General features: G+C 64.6%; 22 protein-coding genes. 17 read left to right on the forward strand and 5 right to left on the reverse strand.

From position 1 onward, the window contains the following. Window positions 1–73 precede the first annotated feature (73 nt). The 10 genes from R4P47_RS18245 to R4P47_RS18290 all read left to right on the forward strand — a co-directional run bounded on the left by R4P47_RS18245 (window position 74) and on the right by R4P47_RS18290 (window position 10,824). The gene (locus R4P47_RS18245; RefSeq protein ID WP_317785358.1) at window positions 74–1,108 is read left to right on the forward strand and encodes a formamidase; all 1,035 of its coding nucleotides are present in this window, start codon (window positions 74–76) and stop codon (window positions 1,106–1,108) included. A gap of 159 nt (window positions 1,109–1,267) precedes the next feature. Next, on the forward strand, window positions 1,268–1,900 hold the full coding sequence (locus R4P47_RS18250) for a flavin reductase family protein (RefSeq protein ID WP_317785359.1): 633 nt from the start codon (window positions 1,268–1,270) through the stop codon (window positions 1,898–1,900). After that, on the forward strand, window positions 1,897–2,790 hold the full coding sequence (locus R4P47_RS18255) for a carbon-nitrogen hydrolase family protein (protein ID WP_283347515.1): 894 nt from the start codon (window positions 1,897–1,899) through the stop codon (window positions 2,788–2,790). Before R4P47_RS18250 ends, R4P47_RS18255 begins: the two co-directional genes overlap by 4 nt. After that, entirely contained in the window at window positions 2,768–3,799 is a 1,032-nt protein-coding gene (locus tag R4P47_RS18260) for a hypothetical protein (RefSeq protein ID WP_283347516.1), read from the forward strand. The genes R4P47_RS18255 and R4P47_RS18260 overlap by 23 nt, the downstream gene beginning before the upstream one ends. Before the next feature lies 1 nt (window position 3,800). Further along, window positions 3,801–5,060 (forward strand): FAD-dependent monooxygenase, encoded by a 1,260-nt coding sequence (locus R4P47_RS18265; RefSeq protein ID WP_317785360.1) that lies wholly within the window; start codon window positions 3,801–3,803, stop codon window positions 5,058–5,060. Further along, window positions 5,057–6,487, forward strand: coding sequence for an MFS transporter (locus R4P47_RS18270; protein WP_317785361.1), 1,431 nt, complete (start codon window positions 5,057–5,059; stop codon window positions 6,485–6,487). The genes R4P47_RS18265 and R4P47_RS18270 overlap by 4 nt, the downstream gene beginning before the upstream one ends. Further along, the gene (locus tag R4P47_RS18275) at window positions 6,487–7,338 is read left to right on the forward strand and encodes an FAD binding domain-containing protein (RefSeq protein ID WP_317785362.1); all 852 of its coding nucleotides are present in this window, start codon (window positions 6,487–6,489) and stop codon (window positions 7,336–7,338) included. The genes R4P47_RS18270 and R4P47_RS18275 overlap by 1 nt, the downstream gene beginning before the upstream one ends. Continuing rightward, entirely contained in the window at window positions 7,335–9,701 is a 2,367-nt protein-coding gene (locus R4P47_RS18280; RefSeq protein WP_317785363.1) for a xanthine dehydrogenase family protein molybdopterin-binding subunit, read from the forward strand. The genes R4P47_RS18275 and R4P47_RS18280 overlap by 4 nt, the downstream gene beginning before the upstream one ends. Then, on the forward strand, window positions 9,698–10,201 hold the full coding sequence (locus R4P47_RS18285) for a (2Fe-2S)-binding protein (protein ID WP_149407882.1): 504 nt from the start codon (window positions 9,698–9,700) through the stop codon (window positions 10,199–10,201). Before R4P47_RS18280 ends, R4P47_RS18285 begins: the two co-directional genes overlap by 4 nt. Beyond that, entirely contained in the window at window positions 10,198–10,824 is a 627-nt protein-coding gene (locus R4P47_RS18290; protein WP_149407881.1) for an SRPBCC family protein, read from the forward strand. Before R4P47_RS18285 ends, R4P47_RS18290 begins: the two co-directional genes overlap by 4 nt. Before the next feature lies 1 nt (window position 10,825). Here the strand turns inward: R4P47_RS18290 and R4P47_RS18295 are convergent, their stop codons facing one another. Both R4P47_RS18295 and R4P47_RS18300 read right to left on the reverse strand, forming a co-directional pair. Further along, entirely contained in the window at window positions 10,826–11,491 is a 666-nt protein-coding gene (locus R4P47_RS18295) for an aspartate/glutamate racemase family protein (protein WP_317785364.1), read from the reverse strand. A gap of 3 nt (window positions 11,492–11,494) precedes the next feature. Continuing rightward, window positions 11,495–12,913, reverse strand: coding sequence for an MFS transporter (locus R4P47_RS18300; protein WP_317785365.1), 1,419 nt, complete (start codon window positions 12,911–12,913; stop codon window positions 11,495–11,497). A 199-nt stretch (window positions 12,914–13,112) separates the two neighbouring features. Here R4P47_RS18300 and R4P47_RS18305 point away from each other — a divergent pair, with 199 nt between their 5' ends. The 5 genes from R4P47_RS18305 to R4P47_RS18325 all read left to right on the forward strand — a co-directional run bounded on the left by R4P47_RS18305 (window position 13,113) and on the right by R4P47_RS18325 (window position 16,743). Further along, a complete protein-coding gene (locus R4P47_RS18305; protein WP_094639859.1) occupies window positions 13,113–13,787 on the forward strand; it encodes a GntR family transcriptional regulator in 675 nt (224 codons plus the stop codon). Window positions 13,788–13,998: 211 nt separating this feature from the next. Beyond that, on the forward strand, window positions 13,999–14,298 hold the full coding sequence (locus tag R4P47_RS18310) for a type VII secretion target (RefSeq protein WP_317785366.1): 300 nt from the start codon (window positions 13,999–14,001) through the stop codon (window positions 14,296–14,298). Beyond that, window positions 14,295–15,302, forward strand: a complete 1,008-nt coding sequence (locus R4P47_RS18315) for a hypothetical protein (protein ID WP_317785367.1) — start codon at window positions 14,295–14,297, stop codon at window positions 15,300–15,302. Before R4P47_RS18310 ends, R4P47_RS18315 begins: the two co-directional genes overlap by 4 nt. Next, on the forward strand, window positions 15,299–16,216 hold the full coding sequence (locus tag R4P47_RS18320; RefSeq protein WP_317533735.1) for a hypothetical protein: 918 nt from the start codon (window positions 15,299–15,301) through the stop codon (window positions 16,214–16,216). Before R4P47_RS18315 ends, R4P47_RS18320 begins: the two co-directional genes overlap by 4 nt. Beyond that, window positions 16,213–16,743, forward strand: coding sequence for an LpqN/LpqT family lipoprotein (locus tag R4P47_RS18325; protein ID WP_317785368.1), 531 nt, complete (start codon window positions 16,213–16,215; stop codon window positions 16,741–16,743). Before R4P47_RS18320 ends, R4P47_RS18325 begins: the two co-directional genes overlap by 4 nt. Here the strand turns inward: R4P47_RS18325 and R4P47_RS18330 are convergent. Continuing rightward, window positions 16,740–18,107 (reverse strand): MmgE/PrpD family protein, encoded by a 1,368-nt coding sequence (locus tag R4P47_RS18330; protein ID WP_317785369.1) that lies wholly within the window; start codon window positions 18,105–18,107, stop codon window positions 16,740–16,742. The genes R4P47_RS18325 and R4P47_RS18330 overlap by 4 nt on opposite strands. A 178-nt stretch (window positions 18,108–18,285) precedes the next feature. Here R4P47_RS18330 and R4P47_RS18335 point away from each other — a divergent pair, with 178 nt between their 5' ends. Continuing rightward, the gene (locus R4P47_RS18335) at window positions 18,286–19,098 is read left to right on the forward strand and encodes a cyclase family protein (RefSeq protein WP_068051189.1); all 813 of its coding nucleotides are present in this window, start codon (window positions 18,286–18,288) and stop codon (window positions 19,096–19,098) included. Further along, on the forward strand, window positions 19,095–20,522 hold the full coding sequence (locus R4P47_RS18340) for an MmgE/PrpD family protein (RefSeq protein ID WP_317785370.1): 1,428 nt from the start codon (window positions 19,095–19,097) through the stop codon (window positions 20,520–20,522). The genes R4P47_RS18335 and R4P47_RS18340 overlap by 4 nt, the downstream gene beginning before the upstream one ends. Window positions 20,523–20,587: 65 nt before the next feature. Here R4P47_RS18340 and R4P47_RS18345 read toward each other — a convergent pair whose 3' ends face one another. Both R4P47_RS18345 and R4P47_RS18350 read right to left on the reverse strand, forming a co-directional pair. Then, window positions 20,588–21,415 (reverse strand): CoA ester lyase, encoded by an 828-nt coding sequence (locus R4P47_RS18345; RefSeq protein ID WP_317785371.1) that lies wholly within the window; start codon window positions 21,413–21,415, stop codon window positions 20,588–20,590. Next, window positions 21,412–22,200 (reverse strand): IclR family transcriptional regulator, encoded by a 789-nt coding sequence (locus R4P47_RS18350; RefSeq protein WP_068051171.1) that lies wholly within the window; start codon window positions 22,198–22,200, stop codon window positions 21,412–21,414. The genes R4P47_RS18345 and R4P47_RS18350 overlap by 4 nt, the downstream gene beginning before the upstream one ends. Window positions 22,201–22,346: the final 146 nt, after the last annotated feature.

The following is a 22,346-nucleotide window of genomic DNA, read 5'->3' on the forward strand; positions in this document are numbered from 1 at the left end:
CCCTGATGACCCCTAAGCTAGCACCGTGCGCAATCGTTTGCGCAACAAGTTGCTCTCGAGGAACGGACATTCGATGACAGGTTTGGGTGGTCTCAATCCATCGCCGACGTCGCTCACGCTCGGCCTGGTTCAACAGCAGGTTCCGCTGATCACCAGCATGGCCGACGTGGATGCGACGACCGATCGCGTGTGCAGGCAGTTGCGTGAGGCGAAGGCTGGATTCTCGGCCCTGGATCTGGTGGTGTTCCCGGAGTATTCGCTGCACGGCTTACGTAAGTCCTCGTGGGCATCCGACGAGGTGATGTGCGATATGGACGGTCCGCAGGTGGAGCGACTGCGCGCCGCGTGCCGTGAGTCGAAGGTCTGGGGGTGCTTCAGCATCATGGAACGTAACCCGGGCGGGGCGCCGTTCAACTCCGGAATCATCGTCGACGACCGAGGTGACATCGCGCTGTACGTCCGCAAACTGCATCCCTGGACGCCCAAGGAGCCCTGGGAGCCAGGCGATATGGGTCTGCCGGTCTGCCCGGGGCCCAAGGGTTCGGTTCTGTCGTTGTTGATCTGTCATGACGGGATGTTCCCCGAAGTCGCCAGGGAGGCGAGCTACCGCGGTGCCAACGTGCTGCTGCGTACGGCCGGGTACAAGTTTCCGCTGCGGCAGTCCTGGCGTATCACCAACGAGGCCAATGCCTTTCACAACTTGGCGTACACGGCATCGGTGTGTCTGGCGGGGGAGGACGGCAACGGCATCCCGTCGATGGGCGAGGCGATGGTGTGCGACTACGAAGGAACCATCGTCGAGCGCGGCGATTCGACACCCGATCGAGTGGTGACGGTATCGATCGAGCCGACCAGGGCCGATGCGGCACGTCGAGAATGGGGAGTCGAGAACAACATCTACCAACTGGGGCATCGCGGGTTCACTGCCCTGGCCGGTGGCGCGCAGGACTGCCCGTACACCTACGTTCGCGACCTGGCCGACGGAACCTATCGACTGCCGTGGGAGGACGAGGTGCGCATCGTCGACGGGACATCGGAGGGGTACGGGCCCCCGCGTGGACCCGACAGTGCAACCGATTCGGCGCGGGCCGGTCTGCGCGGCGAGTAAGGCGGAGGTTACGCGGCCGGGGCCCGTGTAACGGTGCCATTAATTGGTTCCGGATTTGTCGCCCAAAGCTCGACATCGAGCTCGAAACCCCTCTATCGTCAGGGCAACGCAATCGGTTGCACGACCGATTGCACAGCAAGCGAAAGAAGGCTCGTTTCGATGACTTCCCAGTTAGGCGACTCTCTGGAGCTCACGGATCGCACCCGCCACGACATCGATTCGATGTCTTCGGGGGATGTGTACAAGCTGCTGTCCTGCGCGGTGCAGCCTCGTCCGATCGCATGGATCTCGACCGTCTCCGGCGACGGCGTTCGCAACCTGGCACCGTTCAGCTTCTTCAACGTCGCCTCGCGCAATCCGGCGACGCTGATGATCTCCATCGGCGAGCGCATCGGGTCCCCCGGAGAGCTCAAGGACACGTTGGTCAACATTCGCGACACCGGCGAATTCGTCGTCAACATCCCGTCCGCCGACACCGTGGATGCGGTGACCGCGAGTTTCGCCACCGTCGATGCGGAGATCGACGAGTTCGAGCTCTCGCAGATGACCGCGGTGCCGTCGGTGACGGTCTCGGCTCCGTCGGTCCTCGAATCCCTGGTCTCGCTCGAATGCCGAACGTTGCAAGAAATTGCGCTCGGCTCGGACACTCTGGTGCTCGGGACCGTGACGACGGTGACCAGCAGGCCCGGGTTGCTCACCAGCGACCTGCATGTCGACACACTCCAACACCGATTCCTCGGCAGGTTGGCCGGCCCGTTCTACACCACCGACATGAACCGGGTGGCGCAATGACCACGTCGGCCCGCCTGCGCGGCGTCGACACCGAGCCGGTGGTCGACACGTTCGATATCGCTGTGGTGCAGACCGGTTCGCGGACCGGTGCCTGGCAGCAGAACATCGATGCAGTGGCAGCAGAAGTGCGTACGCTCGCCGCGGCCGGGTCCAAGCTGATCGTCCTACCCGAATTGTTCGCCAGCGGTTACGATCTCGACGACCTCGATTCGATGGCCGAGTCGGTACCCGGTCGTACATCGATCGCGCTCTCCGATCTCGCTGCCGATACCGATACGGTTCTGGTGACGGCAATCGTGTTTCGCGACTCCGCAGGAGTCGTCTTCGACAGCTCGCTCGTCGTGGGTCCGGACGGCCTGCTGGCATTGGGACACAAGCGTTTTCTCTGGGACCGAGAGAAATCGGTGTTCACTCCCGGAGCAGAGAGCGGACTGCTGGTCAGCACTCCGTTCGGCACCATCGGCGTCGTGATCTGCTACGAGGCAGGCTTTCCCGAGACGGTCCGCGATCTGGTCCAGCGAGGAGCCGATGTGATCGCCGTGCCGTCCGCATTCGGGCACGTTCGCCTGCACGTGTGGAAGCTGCTGACCCGGTCCCGTGCACTCGAGAACGGCGTCGTCGTCGCGGCCGCCGGACTCACCGGACAGACCGGCGACGGCCCACGGTTCGCGGGTCACAGCGTCATCGTCGGACCGCAGGGGCGCACCATCGTCGAGATGGACGAGGGCGTCGGATCGGTATCGGCCACAGTGACTCGACGCGAGTTGCTCGACGCACGCGACGAAGTGCCCTATCTGAAAGACCTTGCCCGACTGGGCGGTATCACCGAGACACGTACGACCGAGAACGATCACGAGAGGAACCGAGATGTTCGATCTGCGATCAGCTGATCTGTTGCGCGCATTCACCCGTCAGCTCGAGCTGTGCAAAGTTCAGCCCGGAGAGCAGGTGGTGATTCTCGCGGAACCGTCGAGCCGCGGTGATTACATCTCGGCTGCCTTCGGTGCGGCCCAGAGCCTGGGTGCCCAGGTGCTCGCGGCAACGGTCCCCGGCGGTAGTCCGGCGCCGATGCCGAGCACTCACACCGGGGCAGGCCCAGGCCTGGTGTCGGTCATGAACAGTTCGGTGGCTCAGGACATGCTCAAGGGCGCGGACCTCGTGGTCGACCTCACCAGTGAAGGCTTCATCCACGCGCCCATCCAGCAGGAGATCCTGGCCGCCGGAACGCGCATCATCTTCGTCTGCGACGCCCCGGACGTGTTGATCCGCAACATGCCCCAGGACGGCGACAAGGAGCGAGTACAGGCCGGCGTCGATCTGATTCGCAACGGTTCGACCATGCGCATCACCAACGAGGCCGGCACCGATCTCACCGTGCAACTGAGCAATTCGCAGCCCGAGTTCCAGGTGGGTTTCGCCGACGACAAGGGCCGCTGGGATCATTGGCCGTCGACGATGGTGTTGTGCTGGCCGGAGATCTCCAACGGAAAGATCGTGCTGTCCGAGGGCGACATCTTGTTGCCGTTCAAGGAGTACGTCCGAGACGAGACGACGCTGACGGTCACCAACGGTCACATCGACGAGGTCACCGGCGGCGGCGAGGCGGCGCTGCTGAACATGTTCTTCGCCGACTCCAACGACAAGTGGGCGCGCTACCTGTCCCACATGGGCTGGGGACTGATGAAGACCGGCGACTGGTTCGCGGCGGCGATGTACGGCAAGGACGACATCATGGGCATGGACGCCCGCGCGTTCGCCGGCAGCTTCCTGTGGTCCACCGGCCCGCACCCTGTCCTCGGCCGGGACTCCTACGCACACCTCGACATCGGCATGCGCGCCTGCACCGTGTCCATCGACGGCATCGATGTCGTCACCGAGGGTCGATTGGTGGAGAGCTGACATGGCACCGATCGAAGTGGTGATCGCAGGCGGTGGCCTGGGCGGTCTGACCGCGGCGCTCTCGCTGCGGCACAGAGGAATTCAGGTGACGGTACTCGAGGCTGCTGCCGAGCTGGGCGAGGTGGGCGCGGGAATTCAGACCGCTCCCAACGCCAGCCGTATCCTCATCGCCCTCGGGATGCGCGAGAAGCTCGAAGCGATCAAGACCGAGCCGATGGATCAGGTGCGCAGGCGCTGGGAGAACGGCAAGGTCATCGCTCTCACCGCGCTCGGCGAGTACTGCAAGAAGACCTTCAACGCGCCCTACTGGCACTACCACCGCGCAGACCTGCACTCGGCCATTCATGCGCAGTGCCTCGATCCGGACGGCCCGGGCCCGATGGTGGTGTTCGAGACCGACGCGAAGGTCGTCGAGGTCGATCGAAAGAATCCGACGCGGCCTGTCGCGGTCACCGGAACCGGTAAGCGCTACGAATCGGACCTGCTCATCGGAGCCGACGGTATTCGCTCGACCGTGCGCGATCTGATCGGTCTACCCGATACGCTCGTGTTTTCCGGCGAAATGGCCTATCGCGCACTCATTCCGGGTGATCGCATCGTCAAGGATCCGGCTACTCGCTGGCTCGTCGACCGATACCAGAGCACCATCTGGTACGGACCGGACCGGCACCTGGTGCACTACATGATTCGTAACGGCGAATACCTCAATGTCGTTGCGCTGGCCCCGTGTACCAACGAGGTCCGCGACGGTGGACCACGGCTCGTCGGACCCGAGGAACTGATGGGGACGTTCCCGGATTGGGACGATCGCGCTCATGCGATGCTCTCGAAAGCCGACGAGAACGTGCTGTGCCAGGCGCTCTACTACCGCAGGCCCGACCCGCGGTGGACCGACGGCCGCGTCGCGCTGCTGGGCGATGCCTGCCACGCGATGCTGCCGTACCAGGCGCAGGGTGCCTCGCAGGCCATGGAGGACGCGGCAGTGCTGGCGGAGGAGCTCGCGAAGGTCACCTCGAGCGGCATCGACGACGCGTTGGCGCGCTACGTCTTTCGGCGGGCCAGGCACGCGCGGATGGTGCAGGACGCGAGCCTGCAGAACAAGACCTTCTATCACATACCCGATGGACCCGAGCAGCAGAAGCGGGACGCGACACTGGCGTCGTTCGATGGGGAATCCGACATCTCGTACGACTGGCTGTGGAGCGGTACCCCGCTCGACGACAGCGACGACGAGAAATTCCATTACTCGTTCGTCCGATGACGACCTCGGACCACAACACCGCGCCGGAGGCTGCGATGAAGACTGGTGATCAGGTAGTACAGGAACTCCCCTGGAAATGGGGTGTGCAGGGCAAGATTTTCATCATCGGTGGGCTGGGCTACATGTTCGACGCCTGGGACGTGGCGCTCAACGGCTTCTTGACCCCGCTGCTCGGAAGCTACTGGGACCTGTCCCAGGCCGAGCGCGGTCTGGTCGCCACCGGCAACCTGATCGGCATGGCCGTCGGGGCCGTCGTGTGGGGCACGATCGCCGACCGAGTCGGACGTAAGCGTGCATTCTCGTTGACGCTGTTGATCTTTGCGCTGTTCTCGGTCCTCGGAGCGTTCGCGCCGAGCTTCGAGATCTTCATCATTCTGCGGTTCCTCGCCGGGTTCGGTCTCGGTGGCTGCATACCGGTGGACTACGCGTTGGTCAGCGAATTCTCACCGCGTCGCATTCGCGGCAAGATTCTCTCCGCCATGGATGTCTGGTGGCCGATCGGTGCCACCATCTGCGGCGTCGTCGCCACGCTGCTCGTCCCGATCGACGGCGACGTTCGCTGGCGCTACATGCTGCTGTTCATGGTTCTGCCTGCGCTGCTGCTGTTCTGGGTTCGACGCGGTATCCCCGAGTCACCGATCTACCTCGCCAAGGTCGGCCGTGAGGTCGAGGCCCGCGCCGTCATCGACGACATGGTGACCCGTACCGGATCCGAGGCAGTCGAGTACGTCATCGTTGCCGATACCGTGCCCAAGGGGCCGGGCGGTATGAAAGCTGCACTGACGCAGCTGAAGTCGGTGTGGCGCTACAGCCCGCGCATCACCGCCGCAGCCTGGATGCTTTTCGTGTCCATCATGCTGCTCTACTACGCAGCGCTGAGCTGGATGCCGTCCATCCTCCGCGCCGAGGGCTACGGAGAGTTCGCAGCCTTCGCCGGTACGACGCTGATGACCGGCGTCGGCATCGTCGGTGTGCTCACGTCCGCGTTCATCGTGGAGATCTTCGGACGCAAGTGGGTCATCGGACTGTCCGGCCCGATCGCGGGTAGCGCGCTGGTCATGTTCGCCGTCATGCTCGACATCCAGTCGGCTGCGCTGATCTGGCTCGGCATCTTCGGATTCGTCATTCAGCTGACCATCCCGGTCCTGTACTGCTACGTCTCGGAGTTGTACCCCACCAACATCCGCGCCTCGGGATTCGGCTACGCGTCCTCGGTCAGCCGGGTCGCAACCGGCTTCGCGCCGCTGTTGTTCGGCTCCGTCATGTGGCCGATCCTGGGTCTTCCGTTGACCTTCGGCATCGTCACCGCGTTCGTGTTGTTCGCGGTGATCTGGATGGCGTACTTCGCACCCGAGACCAAGGGTCGCGAACTCGACACCCTCGTCGACGAACCCACCGAGGTCGTCGCAGGCGAGGCTCGAGTCTGATGAAGCCCGCGCAGTTCGACTATCACCGGGCGCGCGATGTCGCTGGTGCGGTGCGGCTGCTATCCGAGCTGGGCGAGGACGCGAAGATCATCGCCGGAGGCCAGTCCCTGGTCGCCATGATGAACTTCCGCCTCGCCCGGCTCGGGCATCTGGTCGACGTGGGTGGGTTGAACACTCTGCAGTACATCCGCCGAGAAACCGACGGCCTGCACATCGGGGCGCTCACCACCCACTACGACGTCGAATCCGGCGACGTGGGAACGGACTTCGCCGTCCTTCGTGAGGCCATGCGGTGGGTGGGGCACTACCCGATCCGTACCCGCGGGACCGTCGGGGGCAGCATCGCCCATGCGGACGCCACCGCGGAATGGTGCTTGTTGGCCATCCTGCTCGACGCCCGCATCGTCGTCGAGAGTGTGCGGGGGCGGCGAACCGTCGAGGCAGACTCGTTCTTCTTCGGGTACTACTCCACCGATCTCGCGTTCGACGAGATGATCGTCGAGATCGTGTTCCCGAACCCGGCACCGCACGCTGCGGTCACCGAATACGCAGAGCGGCAGGGAGATTTCGCGATCGTGGGCGCAGCGGTGTCCCTCGATCTCGACGGCGTGGCCGTGGTCGGCGGACGGGTTGCCCTCGCGGGAGTGGGAGCAACTCCCGTGCGATCGCCGGCAGGGGAAGCCGTCCTGGCCGCAGGCGGGACCTTCGCGGACTGCGCGGATGCCGCAGCCGAATCATTGGAACTGGAGGACGAGGGCATGGTCACCGCCGAGTACCGCCGCACCCTGGTGCGCACGTTGGTCGCCGAAGCCTGCAGCGACGCACTGGTATCGCAGGGGGTGCCCACGTGAGCGTCGATCAGGTACTCACGCCGAAATTCGTCGGCACCTCGGTCGCACGCCGGGAAGACCCGCGGTTGCTCACCGGCCGAGGCAGATTCGTCGACGACATCGCGATGCCGGGAATGTTGCACGCCCAGTTCGTCCGCAGCACCGTCGCGGCCGGATCGATCACCGGTCTCGACGTCGGTGATGTCGCCGGAGTCGAGGGGGTGCGCGGCGTCTTCACCGCGGCGGATTTGGACCTGCGGCCGATCCGCGCCGAGTTGTCGCGTCCGCTCAGCGAATTCGTGCCCACCGACATGCCCGTGTTGGCGCACGACGTGGTGCGCTACGTCGGTGAGCCACTGGCCATCGTCGTCGCCGCCGATGCCTACAGCGTCGAGGACGGGCTCGAGGCGGCACGAGTGTCGTACCGGACCGTCACCGCCGTCACCTCCGCAGATCAGGCCATGTCCGATGACGTTCCCCTGGTTCACGATTCGGTTCCGAACAACATCGTCGTGGACGTGCAGATGTTCGCCACCGACGGCATCGACGAGATCTTCGACGACGCGCACACCGTGGTGTCGGTGCAATCCAGAACCGGCCGGCAGAACGCGCTTCCACTCGAGACCCGCGGATGCATCGCGTACTGGGACGATCGCGACGAGCAGCTGATCATCTACATTTGTACTCAGGTGCCACACCAGGTTCGGACCGTCACCGCGCTCTGCCTCGGGCTGGACGAGCGCCAGGTGCGCGTCGTGGTACCCGACATGGGCGGCGGGTTCGGGCAGAAGTGCGTCGTCGGCCGCGAGGAGATCGCCGTCGCCGCAGCTGCGTTGAAGCTCCGCCGTCCCGTGAAATGGATCGAGGATCGCAAGGACGCACTGACGGCGTCGTTCCTGGCGCGCGAACAGCAGTACGACGTGCGGGCAGCATTCGATTCCGAGGGCCACATCCTCGGCCTCGACGCGGACGTCGTGTGCGACATGGGTGCCTACTCGTGCTACCCGTTCACCGCAGGCATCGAGCCGCTGATGGCCTCGGCGGAAATGCCGGGGGTCTATCAGGTTCCGGCGTACCGGGTTCGAGGACGCTCGGTGTTCAGCAACAAGGCACCGACCGCGCCGTACCGCGGGGTGTCCCGGCCGCAGTACGTCATGGTGATGGAGCGACTGTTCGAGCGAGCGGCCCGTGAGTTGAACCTCGATGCGGTGGAGATCAGGCGGCGCAACGTCATCACCGCTTTCCCGTACACCGGCGTCAACAACATCACCTACGACCCGGGCTCGTACCTCGAAGCGCTGAACCTGTGCGAGCAGACCCTCCGTGACGGCGGTTGGTACGACGTCCAGGAGCGGGCAACCGCAGACGGCCGACACATCGGCATCGGATACTCGTGCTTCAGCGAGCGAACCGGATACGGCAGCAGCGCATTCGCGGCGCGCAAGATGAACGTGGTGCCCGGGTTCGACATCTCGGAGGTCAAAATGGACACCTCCGGCACGGTCGTCGTGACCACCGGAACGATGAGCCACGGTCAGAGTCACGAGACCACGATGGCTCAGATCGTCGCCGATCGCCTCGGCATCGGCGTCGAACAGGTCAAGATCGTGCAGGGCGACACCGATCGGATCACCTACGGCTTCGGCTCGTTCGCCTCTCGCTCCATCACCATCGGCGGCAGCGCGGTGGCGTTGGCGTCGAACAAGCTGGGAGACAAGCTCTGTGAGATCGCAGCGCACCTGCTGGAGACTCGCGACGACAACGTCGAGTTGGCATCGGGGCGCGTACGTCAGCGCGACGACCACTCGAAGTACGTCACCTACCGGGACATCGCCGACGTCGCGTATCTGAAGGCGCAACTGCTGCCGAAGGGCGTGGAACCCGGATTGTCCGCGACGGCAAGCTTCGACGTGTTCAACGACGGCACCTTCTCCAACGCCACCCACGGCGTTGTGGTCGAGTTGCACGAGGGCACCGGACGAGTGGAGATCCTGAAGTACGTGTGCGTCGAGGACTGCGGCGTCGCCATCAACCCCAAGATCGTCGAGGGCCAGTGCCGGGGTGGGATCGCCCAGGGCATCGCCGGGGCGTTGTTCGAGCAGGTGTCGTACGACGATCACGGAAATCCACTGTGTGCCAGCTTCATCGACTACAAGGTGCCGACTGCCTGCGAGATCCCGGACATCGAGATCCACCACCTCGAAACTCCCTGCCTGTTCACCGAATCCGGAGCCAAGGGAGCCGGTGAGGGCGGAACGATCGGTGCACCCGCCGCCGTGCTCAACGCCGTCAACGACGGATTGCGCTCCACCGGAGTCGAACTGAACGACACACCGATCACCCCCGTGGCAGTACAGGCAGCACTGGCGAAGGGCAGGCCATGAGCAACAAGCAACTGATCGAACTGAACGTCAACGGCACCGTCCGTGAGGTGATCACCGAACCACGGCGAACTTTGGTCGACGTACTGCGGCACGATCTGCAGCTCACCGGAACCCATGTCGGCTGCGAACACGGCGTGTGCGGAGCTTGCACCGTGCTGATCGACGGCAAGCCGGCTCGCGCGTGCCTGACGTTCGCAGCGCAGGTGGAGAACTCGGACATCGAAACCGTCGAATCACTCGGCATCGACGGTGAATTGAACGATCTGCAGCAGGCCTTCGCAGACCACCACGGTCTGCAGTGCGGGTTCTGTACACCGGGGTTCCTGATGTTGGCCGAGGGCTACCTCGCCGACAACCCCGATGCCACCAAGGAACAGATCCGCGAGGTGGTGGCGTCGAACTACTGCCGCTGTACCGGGTACCAGACCATCGTCGAGGCCATCGACTCGTGCGCCGAGCAGCGCCGCTGCGCCGGCTGTGTGAACGGAGTTCCCAAGTGATACTGACCAATACACTCGATATCGACGCGTCCGCCGAGGACGTGTTCCGGCTGATCAACGACGTCGAGAAAGTCGCGACCTGCGTACCGGGGGCGGCCATCACCGGTAAGGACGGCGAGACCTACCTCGGCGGTGTGAAGGTCAAAGTGGGCCCGATCAGCGCGTCGTACGCCGGCACGATCAGGTTCCTCGAGGTCGACGCGGAGACCCGCACGCTCACACTCGAAGCCAAGGGGGCGGACTCGCACGGCAACGGCGACGCCGAGGCCCAGGTCGATCTGGCGGTCGAGGCGATCGGCGACCGTTCGCGGTTGACCCTGAATACCGATCTGGTGATCAGCGGAAAGATAGTCTCGTTCGGCAAGGGCGCGATCGTCGCGGTGTCGAACAAGGTGCTGCAACAGTTCGCCGTCAATCTCGGTGCGCTACTGAGCGGTTCGGCTCCGGCCGAGCCGACCACACCGGCAGCTGTGAGAACTGCTGTTGCAAGCCCGGTCGGCGGCGAACTGAACGCGATGAGCCTGATGCCCGAACCGGTGCGCAAGTACGCACCGATCGCGGGCATCTTCCTCGCGGGAATGGTCGAGGGCTGGCTGGTGTCCAGGGCCTTCGGACGTCGATAGCTCAGCTGCGTACCGCGTTCGAGATTCTGTCGACGACCATCGCAACGGCACTCGGAACCGGCTCGATGACGTCCACGTCGGTGCGCAGTGCCAGCCGCCGGGCCGAATCGCTCAACGGACCGCCGCCGATGACGACCGCGCTCGCTCCGGCGGCGACTGCTGCATCGACCGCTGCTCCCAGTTCGACGACGCTCGATGCGAGGTCCTCGGCCAGGACCAACGGCGACGACGCGGTGAGGAACACACCCGCGAAATCGCCGTCGGGCACGGTGGCACGGGTCAGTGCATCGAGTTGGGCGGCGAGATCGGCTGTGGTGGTGGCGATCGCGAAGCGCCGACCACCTCGTGCAGCGTGCAGGATTCCTGCCTCGCCGATTCCGACGACCGGAATGTCGACGAGGGTTCGGAGTTCGGCGGCACCGGGATCACCGAACGCGCCGACGATCACCGCTGCCGGGCCATGGCGCTCGATCGCGTCGAGGGCCGCGGATACGACATCCGGTCCGGCAGCACGCAACTGTTCGGTGCAGGTGATCATCGCCGGTCCGGTACCCGCGGTGATTCCGATGACGGTGAATTCTGTGGTGCTGAGGCAACGCCGTGCGACGTCGACGAGCAGCTGCGTCGTCGCAGTGTTCGAGTTGGGGTTGATCACGAGAATCTTCACTGCTCAGCCATCTTCCGGCATGGGTTGTCCGAAAGTCTCTTTCGGGAACTGCACGGCAATTCCGCACACGATGAACAGACCGGCCAGCATCGCGAACATAGCGCCAACGCCGGACGAGTCCAGTACGGCTCCGGCAATGAGCGGGAACAATCCGCCGGAGAGGGAGCCCAGCGCCAGGATCACCGACGTCGCGAGGCCACGAATTCGCGTGGGGTACTGCTCGGGTGCGAACAGCCAGATCGTCGTGTTGAGGACGATGACCGAGAAATTGAACAGGGCACCGAAGAACAGTACGAGGCCGATGGACGTTGCGAAGAAGCCGAATCCGAGCCCGGCGACGATACCGAGCACAGCGCCACCGGTCAGCGTCACCTTGCGGGGGAGTTTGCGAGCGATGAGTGCGGCGATCAGCGCGCCGATCAACGACCCGGACTGCATCACGAGGGTGTACCAGAGCGCACTCGAGATCGACATTCCCCGCTCGGTCAGGATGACTGGGATCAGCGTGAGCATCGAGATCTGTGCTGCGTAGGACATGCAGACGGCAATGCCGAGGGCGAGAGTGCTTCTGCGGTAACGCTGCCCGAACATCTCCGTCCACCGTGCGCGCGGTGCGGCGTGATCATCGACTGTGGTGTCGACGTTCAAGTACTGAACCTCGGAGTCGAGGGTGCCGCGAAGCTTGCCCTGTGCCAGGCGGTTGATGACGGTGTTGGCCTCGGCCACCCGGCCTGTCGCCGCGAGGAAGCGAGGTGTTTCCGGAAGCGAGCGTCGATAGAACACGACCGCGAGTGCGGGTAGCACCAGCAGACCGAACAGCCAACGCCAGCGGTCGTCACCGGTGAAGATCGCGAAGACGATGACCCCGAACAGAGGGGCGAGCATGTTGCCCAGACCTGCGGCCGCGACGTTGATCATGCCGACCGCAGTACCGCGATGCTTGGCGGAGAAGAACTCGGAGAGCATGATCACCGCTACGGCGATCTCACCGCCGAGTCCGAGCCCGACCAGGAATCGAGCGCCCACCAGCACCTCGTAGTTGGGTGCGAATGCGCACAGTAGCGAGCCGAATGCGAAGACGAGGAGGTTTGCACCGAGGAGGGTTCGACGACCGAATCGGTCCATCACGGCTCCGGCCAGGATGCGCCCGAGTGCGACGGCGGTGAACGTCGCGGTGTTCAGCAGTCCGATCTCGGTTCCGCCGAGGCCCCAGGATTCACGCAGGAGCGGTCCGGTGATGCCGACGGCATTCTGTTCGATGGCATCGAAGAACACACCGAACAGGACCATGGCGACGATGCCGAAGTGCGCTGTGGTGAGGCCGATCTTCGAGTACGACGCCTCGATCTGTTCACTGAGGCTGCCGGCCTCGGGCGGTGGGTCGATCGGTGACGGCTTCTCGTTCCTGGTCGGGACGCTCATCCCAGTGCCTCTCGCTAAGTGGTATACCAACAATGGAGAATTTACGGAGCGCTGGGCCGCGAATGGTTTCTCGGCGGTAACACTTGTGTTTCCAGGTCCTCTCACCTGCCTCTTGCTGTCTAGGTCTTCGTTGGGCAAAGCCTGCTGATGACGCCGGCGGATGCGCGGTATACCTACAGTTCGCTGGTATACAAGCATCATGGCATCCACGGAAGGTCGCGAATCGCTGTCGCGTTCGGTGTTCGACGCGATCAGAACACGCATCCTCGACGGCCGCCTCCGGCCTGGTGAAACGCTGAGCGAGCGCAATCTGGGAACCGAGCTGCAAGTGTCGAGGGTCCCGATTCGCGAGGCGCTTCCATTGCTCGAAGCAGCCGGGTTGGTGACGCTGTCGCCGCGACGCCCTGCCGTGGTGACAGGAGTGACCAGAAGTTCCGTCGACGAGTTGTACGACATCAGGTCCGCGCTCGAGCCGCTCGTTGCTCGCCGGGCAGCGTCCGCTGTGGCGGCGGGCGCGGACTCGTCGTCGTTGGTCGACGCCGTGTCCCGTGCAGGTGCAGCGCTCGATCGGGGTGATCTGCTCGAATTCCATCACGCGAGCTCGGGGGTGCACTCGGGGATCGAGGCATTGTCCGCCAACCGGCTGTTCCCGGTCATCATGGAACCGTTGCGCGAGCGCAGCAATCGACTCAACATGGCCAATCTCGAACGGGATCCGTCGCTACGACACGGGGAGCATGTCTCCCTCGTCGACGCCATCGCCAAGGGGGATACGGAATTGGCTGCCGCTGTTGCGTTCGCGCACGTGGAATGGGGTCGAGCGCGAACGTTCGAGACTCTGGCGCAAGTTCCGGGCTACGACCCACAGCACTGAGCCGAGTCCGCCGTACTCACCGCGTCGCAGGCAGTCCTGCCGCGGTAGGTCCGATGGGCGATGACGGGGCGGTAACGGGGCGGTGCGCATCACCGTGATGCCCATGAACGTTTCTCGAAGCGGCCGGAGGGAACCGATCGGGGCACACTCGCGTCAAACCCGATGACGCCGATTCACCGGGCGTCGCTACGGTGCAACTCGGGGGAGCGTCATGATAGTGAATGTGGATCCAGCGATCCTGCGGCAGTTCTCGAATGTGTTGTCGGCAACTGGCGGGGTGATCCGTGAGGTGGATGCTCTTGCTCCGTTCCGTGCGTCGGAGAATGCGTTGCAGGGTAGTGACTTTCACGCAGCATGTGCGGCGGCAGCAGCCGCGGCGGCCGGAGCTGTTGCAGCTCTGGCCGGGCGGGCCGAATGCGTCGCGGACATCGCCCGCGGCGTCGCGCAGAACTACGAGATCGCCGACGACGAACTCGCCCGCCGCCTCGCAGCGATGGACCAGCCGAAATGACCCCGACGGTCCCGCACGTCGCGGGTTGGGAACCGGAGTCGATGCGCAAGACGATGATCGAGTTGTCGGAGATCGTCGAGCGCGTCAACGGCCAGCGCACCGGAGTGCTCGAGGAGCAGGACGTACTGGCCGAGACGTGGACCGGCGAAGCAGCCGACGCCGCAGCCGAGCGTGTGGTGAGCGAATGCTCCCGGATGAGCTCGGTGTGCAGTGAAATCGATTCACTCGGTAGAGCATTCGAGACCGCAGCAGGACTGGTCGATGCTGCGAAGGCCCACCTGCAGGCGCAGGTCTCGGCGGCGACGGCGAGCGGGTTCGCCGTTCGGGCCGACGGTGTAGTGGATCCAGACGGGATGATCGCATTGATACCGGACGTCCTGGGTGAAGAAAAGATACGGAAGGCCGACGAACTACGCTCTGCTGCAGCGCAGTTGACCGAGGACATTCAGGGAGCTCTGAGACAGGCAGACAGGGCCGCACTCGACGCTGCGCAGCAGTTGGCCGAGCCCACGAAGCTGTTGACCGAGCTTGCGCTCGGTAGTCCGGCCGGGAAGTTCGTCGAGAACCCGGACGGGTCCTTCTCGTGGATGCCGGATTGGCCGACGACCGTTGCAGCCACCGTCATCGGTGGCATGACCGACGTGACGAGGAGGACTCTCGAACTTCCGGGTGTCGGTTCCGTCGACGATGTTGCCAAGAACATCGGTCGGGGGTTGGGGGCGTTCGGCGCGGTGGCGGGAACGGTGCCCTCGATTGCCCACGATATCGATGAGGGGGTGAGCCCCACCGAGGCGATTGCGGTCAATACGGCGAGTACCGCCGCCGGCCTCGCAGTTGCGAGCTACGTGACCGGTGCCCTGGTGGGAGTCGGTGGTGCCGCGGGTTCGGTGTTTCCCGGGCCGGGCACGGTTGCCGGTGCTGCCGCAGGCGTCGCGTTGGGTGCCCTGGTCGGGGGCTCCGTCAGCCACGGCGTCTCGAAGGTCTTCGAATGGACACTGCGATGACCGATCGTGAGGACACAGGCGCGAACATGCCTGCGACAGCGAATCCGGGACCTGTCTGGGTGCGGAGGTGGCGCAGTGTTCACCTCGGCTGGCTCGCAGCGGTTTTCGGCATCTGTACGGCAGTGGTGGGACTGCTGGTTGCTGCCGTACCTGTGATTGCCAGGACGGGCGCAGGCGGACTCCTGGCACTGTTGTGGCTCGCGTTCTTCGTGCTCCTTCCCTTGGGAATGGCGGTGCCGATGTCCGGCATCGGAGCTGCGCGATTGTCGCGTTTCGTGCGGCGGGTCGACGTTGCAGGCGTCGGCGCAGGTCTGTCGGTGCCCGGGCGCGGGGACTTCGTGGCCAGGGCAGGTCTACTCGCCTTCGCGTCGGTGGTGGGCCTGTCCTACTTCGTATTCAGAGACGACGGACCTGACCCTCGCCAAGAGAGGGCAGAGTTGCTGACGGCGATAGGCGCGCCGGCATGCCTGGCGTGGTTCGTGGTCGGGTTCGTCGTCGTCAACCGCACCTGGATCTCTCTGCACCCCGAAGGTATTGTCCAACAGATCTATCGACGTCGTGGGTGGAAGGTGTCGAACGACGTGATGGTCGTGCCCTGGAGCGACATTGCGGATCTGCGCCTGGAGGAGCATCCGAATCCAGCAGTACCGCACCGAGGTGACCTGCCGGTGATCAGAGTCTCGCGCCGATCGAGCGAGACCGACGAGCCGGAGCTGGTCATCATGGCGTGTGAGAAGAAGGTCGAACCGAATTCGCTGCTCGCGCTGCTTCTGTGGTGCCGCGACAATCCCTGGGCCCGTGCGCAACTGGGCCACGACGATGCGCGGGAGTTGCTGCGCCCGCCCAGGCTGCGCGAGCGTATCCGCGCCGACCGTGCCGCAACGACTGTCGGTGGAAGGAACACTGTCCAGTGACGGTTCGACAAAGGACGGTATACACCTATCTCCAGCAGCAGGGTGTCGAACTGGCACCGGTGCATCGCGACGAATGCGACAGGTTCGGGCTCGAGCTCCCGGTGCTACCGGACTGGGAGGCTGTTTCAGAGCTTCACTTCCCACACGCCACCGCGGTGCTGTGCTCGCCGGCGAACGCAGTCGACGGATTCGTACCGAATGCGGTGGTTCTGGTCGGGAAGCTCGCACGGTCGGTCGACCCGGATGCCCTACTGGAGTGCGGCTTCGGAGACGCGCGGGCACTGCCCGGCTGGGTCGAGATCAGTCACGACCGAGGTTCGTTCTGCGGTCTACCGTCCGTCTCGATCGCGGGTCGCTACGACTGCGCCGGTCGGTTGCTCTTCGCCCGGACCCGTTACGTCGTCGTCCACCACATCGTCGACCAGTACCTGGTTCAGGTGACGGTCACCGTGCCGGATTCGCTACGACAGAGATTGTCCTGTTTTGCAGACGAATTCGTCGACAAGGTGCGTATCGGTCGACGCTAGCGAATCGGTAGTGCGCGCAACAGCGCCGCAACGTCCTCTGTATCGCCGAGGGAGTCGACGATGTCCTCGATGACCGCGGTATCGGATTCTCCGACCAAGCGGGCGATCTTGGCGCGCACCGCGCTGTAATCCATCGGAAAATGGTCGATGTCGCCCAGCGGATTCGGGGCAGTCGCCGAGAGTGTGGTGCCGTCCCGAAATTCGATCGTCACTTCGGCGGCTCGGCGCTCGGGCAGCAGCGCGTCGAGCTCGCTCGACGAGGCGACGTCGACTCGGGCGCTGAACGATTCGGCCGTCGAGAAGCCCGAACCTCGGGGATCCAGAGAATCCACGTCTATCGCGTCGGACACGAACGCGGCGGCCACCACGAACGGCAGCGAGAACATCGCGCCCAACCTGTTCGACGGATGTCGGCGGAACAGGGGCTCCGCCAACGAATGTGTCCGCACCCGAACATGTTCGATGTCGGCGGCGGACCATTCGGCGTCAGCGCGCATGCTCTGCACAGCGTCCACGGCGGCGTGTGTGTACGAGCAGCTGGCGTGCTGTTTCGTGTAGCCCTCCAGCGTGAGCCATCGCTCGCCGAGATCCTCGGTCAGTCGGGAGGTGTCCAATGTCCCGACCAGAGCGCCCAGGGTGTGCTCGATGGTCCCCGAGTTGTGGACGACCCCGGATCGGGCGAGCCTGGCCGCGGTCACGCCCGCCCGTGCGGCACCGCCGATCCACAGGTTTCGCGAGAAATTGCCGTCGAGAACCACCGCCCAGGGCGCTACCTGAATCAACGCAGACGACGAGTCGATCGCCGCGGCAACCTCGTTCGCATCGGCACCACGAATCGACGCGGCTGCCGTGGCCGCGCCCGTGGCACCCCAGTGCCCATGGGTGTGCCACGCACTGTGCCGGGTCAGAGCCCAGCCGAATCGAGCGGCAACCTCGTATCCCGCTACGACGGCCGTCAGGAAGGCCCGGCCCGAGATCGGCGTGGATGCCAGCCTGGCCGCGGCGATCGCTGCAGGAAGCACATGCGCAGCAGGATGTCCGGCGGCGTACTTGTTGCCCTCGTCGAGTTCGAGGCAGCACGATGCAATGGCGTCGAGCTCGGCCGCAGTCTCGATGGTGGTGCCGGTGCTTCCGCCTATCGGGTACGTCGATCCTGGTTCCGAGTCCCACTTCTTCCGTAGTTCGACCATCTCGCCGGTGCGGGCACCGGCAAGGGTGACGCCCAGCAGGTCCAACAGAATCAACCGCGCTCGATCGCCGAGCGGTGCGGGGAGGGGTGACTTCCGTAGTTCGACCATCGCGGTGGCCAAGGCGTCGACCGCACGTATGTGTTCCGTTGAGCGAAACGCCGGTGAACCGTCCATGACTGGACTGTAGAAGGCTCGGAAAGAAAGAGTCAATGATCGAGACGTGCAACCTGCCGACTGCTAGGCTCGGCCTACCGCCGGCGCGAGTCCATACCGCTCAGAACCGTTCCGGCTAGCGAAACGAAACAACGCTGGTGTGAGGTTCGCACGCAGCGTCGAACGAGGAGACGAAGCAATGTCCGATCAACTTCTTCGTGCAGTCCAGGGGGGCGTGCGCGCGGTCGATCTCGGTAGACAGTTGAGGGTCGGGATGCCGCAGTCGCCCAATCATCCTCAGTTCTGGCACACCCTGCCGCGCAGGCACGGCGACGTGACTCGAGCAGACGGCGGCAGCGCCGCGAACGACATGATCACCACCGGAACGCACGTGGGCACTCACATCGATGCGCTTGCCCACGTCAGCCACGACGGAAAGCTGCACGGCGGTGCCGATGCCGGGCAGTCGTGCCTGGGCGGCAAGTATGTCGAACACGGCGTCCACACCATCGAACCCATGATCCGCCGCGGCGTGCTGCTCGACATCCCGAGGCTCCTCGGTGTCGGTCGCTGCGAGGGCGGGTACGAGATCACTGTCGATGATCTGCAATCGGCATGTGCTGCAGAGAAAATCGAGATCGAACGCGGCGATGTCGTGCTGATTCGCAGCGGATGGGGGCAGTTGTTCGCCGAGGGATCGCCGTACGTCGGCGGCCCGTCCGGAGTTCCCGGAGTCGGAGAAGCAGGCGCGCAATGGCTGGCGGACAAGGGTGTACACGCTGCAGGCGCAGACACCATCGCGTTCGAGCGGCTCGCCCCGGGCGGTGGTCACGCGCTGCTCCCCGCGCACCGAGTTCTGTTGGTGGAGAGCGGTATCTACATCATCGAAGCACTCGACCTCGAAGAGCTCTCCCAGCAGGAACTGTTCGAGTTCACGTTCGTTCTCGTTCCCCTGAACATCTTCGGCGCAACGGGTTCGCCGGTACGGCCGCTGGCGGTGACGTCCGCATGAGCGAACGTACGCTCGCGCAGCACCTGGCGCGTTTCGCCGCGACCACCCACTATCAGGATCTACCCGACGCCGTCGTCAACTCGGTCGGGATGCGGGTGCTCGATACGCTCGGGATCGCGGTTGCGGCCACCGACCTCGAGACGAGCAAGGCTGCGACCGCATGGGCCCGCGAACAAGGCGGGGCAGCAACGGCATCCGCGGTCGGCCTCGACATCGCTCTCCCTCCGGCCCTCGCCGCTTTCGTCAACGGAGTGCTCGCACACTCGCTGGATTTCGACGACACGCATCTTCCATCGATCCTGCATCCGAGCGCCAGTGTCGTGCCCGCGGCTCTTGCGGCTGCTCAGGAGCACGGTACCGACGGTCGAGAACTCGTCCGCGGCATCGCGATCGGGCTGGAAGTGTGTGTGCGCATCGGTATGGCGGGGTTCGACCCGGAGACCAAGAACTCGGTGTTCTTCGAGCACGGACAGCACGCGACGTCCATCTGCGGTGCGATGGGTAGCGCTGTGGCTGCCGCTGTCATCGGTGGTGCGTCGGAGGAGCAGATCGTCGACACGATGGGCATTGCCGCGTCGATGGCGTCGGGCATCATCGAGGCCAACCGCACCGGGGGCACCGTCAAGCGCATGCACTGCGGTTGGGCTGCGCATTCCGCGCTCTCCGCGGCAGGGCTTGCCCGACACGGGATCACCGGGCCGCCGACGGTCCTCGAAGGACGGTTCGGCTTCTTCCAGGCGTGGCTGCACGAGCCTGGCCGAGCCAACGAGATTCTGGACGGACTCGGCTCCGAGTGGGCCGTTCCCGGAATCTTCTTCAAGCCGTACCCCGCCAATCACTTCACCCATGCGGCAATAGACGCAGGAGCAGCGCTGCGGGCGAGAGGAATCCGGCCGGAGCAGATCGAGAAGCTCGAGCTGGGAGTGCCCGCGGCGAACCTGCGGACCATCGGTGAACCCATCGACGTCAAGCGCACGCCCGAAACCGGGTACATGGCGCAGTTCAGCGGACCGTACGCCGTGGTCGTCGGCTTGCTCGGCGGGGGCGGTCTCGGCGCAGCACTCGAGGACTACACCGACGAGTTGGCGAAGTCGGCAGATCGGCGAGCTCTGATGGCCAAGGTCGACGTCGTTCCGAACCCGAAGTGCGACGCCATCTTCCCGCATCAGTTCCCGGCGGTGCTGACCGCAACCCTGACCGACGGAACAGTAGTGGTCGAAGAGGTGCTCACCACTCGTGGCGGACCCGAACGGCCGCTGTCGTTCGGCGAGGTCTCGACCAAGTTCACCAGCAATGCCGGGCCGTTCCTCTCCGACGTCGAACTGAAGGAATTGGCCGGCCGATGCGATTCTCTCGGGGACCTGACCGACGTCGGGACACTGCTCGCACCGTTGACCGATCTGAAATCGACTACGCAGCAATAGAACAGTCCCCACCGGCTCGGGCACCGTCACTCGTGTGGCGGTGCCCGAGCTGCAGTTCGGTCGGTTCAGGCCCGGGCGAGGATTTCCCGTGCGCCCCGCACCACTGCCTCGTCGACGAATCGTCCGTTGTCGTCGACGGTCGGTCCTCCCCGAGACACCTCGTACAGCTCCACCAGTCGACGTGCTGTGGTGATGTCGTCCGAGGACGGGGTGAGCGCGGCATTGATGATCGGAACCTGACTGGGGTGCAATGCCGTCCGGCCACGGAAACCCATCTGCACGAAACGGGCCGTGGTGCCGACGAACCCGTCCAGATCGCGAAAATCGGTCGACGTCGGGGCGATCGGTGCTGTCAATCCCGCAGCAGCACAATCGATCACGACGTTCAGCCGAAGCGCGTCGATCATCGCTTCCGTCGATTCCGAACGGGTGATGCGCAGGTCCGCGAGGAGGTCGACTTCACCGATCCCGAATGTTCGCACTCTGTTGCATCGAGCCATCTCCGGCAGAGCGCGCAAGGAGTGAGCCGTCTCGATCAGCCCGATCAGCTCGACCCCGGGCAGGTTGTGCTCGGTGAGCAATCGGTCTGCGCGCGTGAGTGACTCGACCGAACACTTCGCCACCATGATGCCGGTGACACCGCCTCCGGCGACGGCCTCGAGGTCCTGCGTCATGAATTCGGGGGTGATGCGAATCCAGATCTGGGTATCGGTCGACGCCGTCGAGGCCAACCACCCCGCGAGGTCGGCACGCGCTCGGCCTTTGTCCGCCAACGGAACCGCGTCCTCGAGGTCGATGATCACCGCGTCTGCGGCACCGCGCACGGCCTTGTCGAACAACTCGGGCTTGTTTGCCGGTACGTAGAGGAACGACCGGGCGGAGGTAGGGGTCATCGAGCTGCACGCGCTTCCAGGATGGTGGTGATCGACTGGGCCGCCGCGACGACCTGACCAGCATGAACGATGTGTTCGTCGTCCGCGGACGAGGAGTAGCGGAAAGCGGGGCCCGAGGAGCTGACCGATCCGAGTACGTGCCCTGCGGCGTCGAAGAACGGCGCGGCGATCGACGCTGCACCGGTGTTTCGCTCGTTCGTCGAGGTTGCGTATCCGTTGGTACGGATCTCTGCGAGGCGGGCGCGGAAGCGGGTCTCGTCGGCGTCGGGGGAACTGCTGCGGAGTTCCTGGAAGGCCTCGTCCGCGAATCGATCGGGGAGGAACGCCAGGATCGCTCGGCTCGAGGCTCCCGAGTGCAACGCGTACTGAGGGCCGATCTCGACCACCATCTTCACCTCCTGGGGGCTCTCGTACTGATCGAGATAGACACGACGGTGCCCCACGAGCACCGACAGCGTTGCGGTCTCGCGTGTGTTCGCGCGAAGCGCGCGCAGCACGGGAGCCGCAATCGACCGGACGTCGAGCTGGCTCCACGCCTTGGTGCCGAGTCCGATCGCCGCCGGGCCGAGGGAATACGTCGACTCGCCCGCAACCGGCTGCACGATCGACCGCGATGCCAGCGACTGCAGAATGCGGTGCACCACAGCCTTGCTCAGGTCGAGAGTGCGAGCGATCTCGGACACGCCCAGTGCCCGATCGGATTGCGCGAAGGCGATGAGCACATCGGCGACACGATCGGCGGACTCTGTTCCCGTCGACGTCTCCAGTGCAGGCCTGCTGACCATAAGTGTCACCTTTCGGATGTGCGTGCGTTCCGCTGAGCGAACCATACCCGTAACAAGAAATTGACGGAAGAGCCTGTTCTGAGGCCGTGATGCGTGCCATACTCGATTTCAGCGAGATCAATCATCAATCTGATGGTGCGCTCAGC

It is taken from the genome of Rhodococcus sp. IEGM 1370 (assembly GCF_033142325.1).
Taxonomy (GTDB): domain Bacteria; phylum Actinomycetota; class Actinomycetes; order Mycobacteriales; family Mycobacteriaceae; genus Rhodococcoides.

Coding starts and splice junctions, on each gene's coding strand:
- R4P47_RS18285 (WP_149407882.1), top strand. CDS start 9,698: ATGAGCAACAAGCAACTGATCGAACTGAACGTCAACGGCACCGTCCGT.
- R4P47_RS18320 (WP_317533735.1), top strand. CDS start 15,299: ATGACCGATCGTGAGGACACAGGCGCGAACATGCCTGCGACAGCGAAT.
- R4P47_RS18335 (WP_068051189.1), top strand. CDS start 18,286: ATGTCCGATCAACTTCTTCGTGCAGTCCAGGGGGGCGTGCGCGCGGTC.
- R4P47_RS18275 (WP_317785362.1), top strand. CDS start 6,487: ATGAAGCCCGCGCAGTTCGACTATCACCGGGCGCGCGATGTCGCTGGT.
- R4P47_RS18260 (WP_283347516.1), top strand. CDS start 2,768: ATGTTCGATCTGCGATCAGCTGATCTGTTGCGCGCATTCACCCGTCAG.
- R4P47_RS18330 (WP_317785369.1), bottom strand. CDS start 18,107: ATGGACGGTTCACCGGCGTTTCGCTCAACGGAACACATACGTGCGGTC.
- R4P47_RS18310 (WP_317785366.1), top strand. CDS start 13,999: ATGATAGTGAATGTGGATCCAGCGATCCTGCGGCAGTTCTCGAATGTG.
- R4P47_RS18255 (WP_283347515.1), top strand. CDS start 1,897: ATGACCACGTCGGCCCGCCTGCGCGGCGTCGACACCGAGCCGGTGGTC.
- R4P47_RS18315 (WP_317785367.1), top strand. CDS start 14,295: ATGACCCCGACGGTCCCGCACGTCGCGGGTTGGGAACCGGAGTCGATG.
- R4P47_RS18245 (WP_317785358.1), top strand. CDS start 74: ATGACAGGTTTGGGTGGTCTCAATCCATCGCCGACGTCGCTCACGCTC.
- R4P47_RS18300 (WP_317785365.1), bottom strand. CDS start 12,913: ATGAGCGTCCCGACCAGGAACGAGAAGCCGTCACCGATCGACCCACCG.
- R4P47_RS18265 (WP_317785360.1), top strand. CDS start 3,801: ATGGCACCGATCGAAGTGGTGATCGCAGGCGGTGGCCTGGGCGGTCTG.
- R4P47_RS18340 (WP_317785370.1), top strand. CDS start 19,095: ATGAGCGAACGTACGCTCGCGCAGCACCTGGCGCGTTTCGCCGCGACC.
- R4P47_RS18350 (WP_068051171.1), bottom strand. CDS start 22,200: ATGGTCAGCAGGCCTGCACTGGAGACGTCGACGGGAACAGAGTCCGCC.
- R4P47_RS18270 (WP_317785361.1), top strand. CDS start 5,057: ATGACGACCTCGGACCACAACACCGCGCCGGAGGCTGCGATGAAGACT.
- R4P47_RS18345 (WP_317785371.1), bottom strand. CDS start 21,415: ATGACCCCTACCTCCGCCCGGTCGTTCCTCTACGTACCGGCAAACAAG.
- R4P47_RS18305 (WP_094639859.1), top strand. CDS start 13,113: ATGGCATCCACGGAAGGTCGCGAATCGCTGTCGCGTTCGGTGTTCGAC.
- R4P47_RS18250 (WP_317785359.1), top strand. CDS start 1,268: ATGACTTCCCAGTTAGGCGACTCTCTGGAGCTCACGGATCGCACCCGC.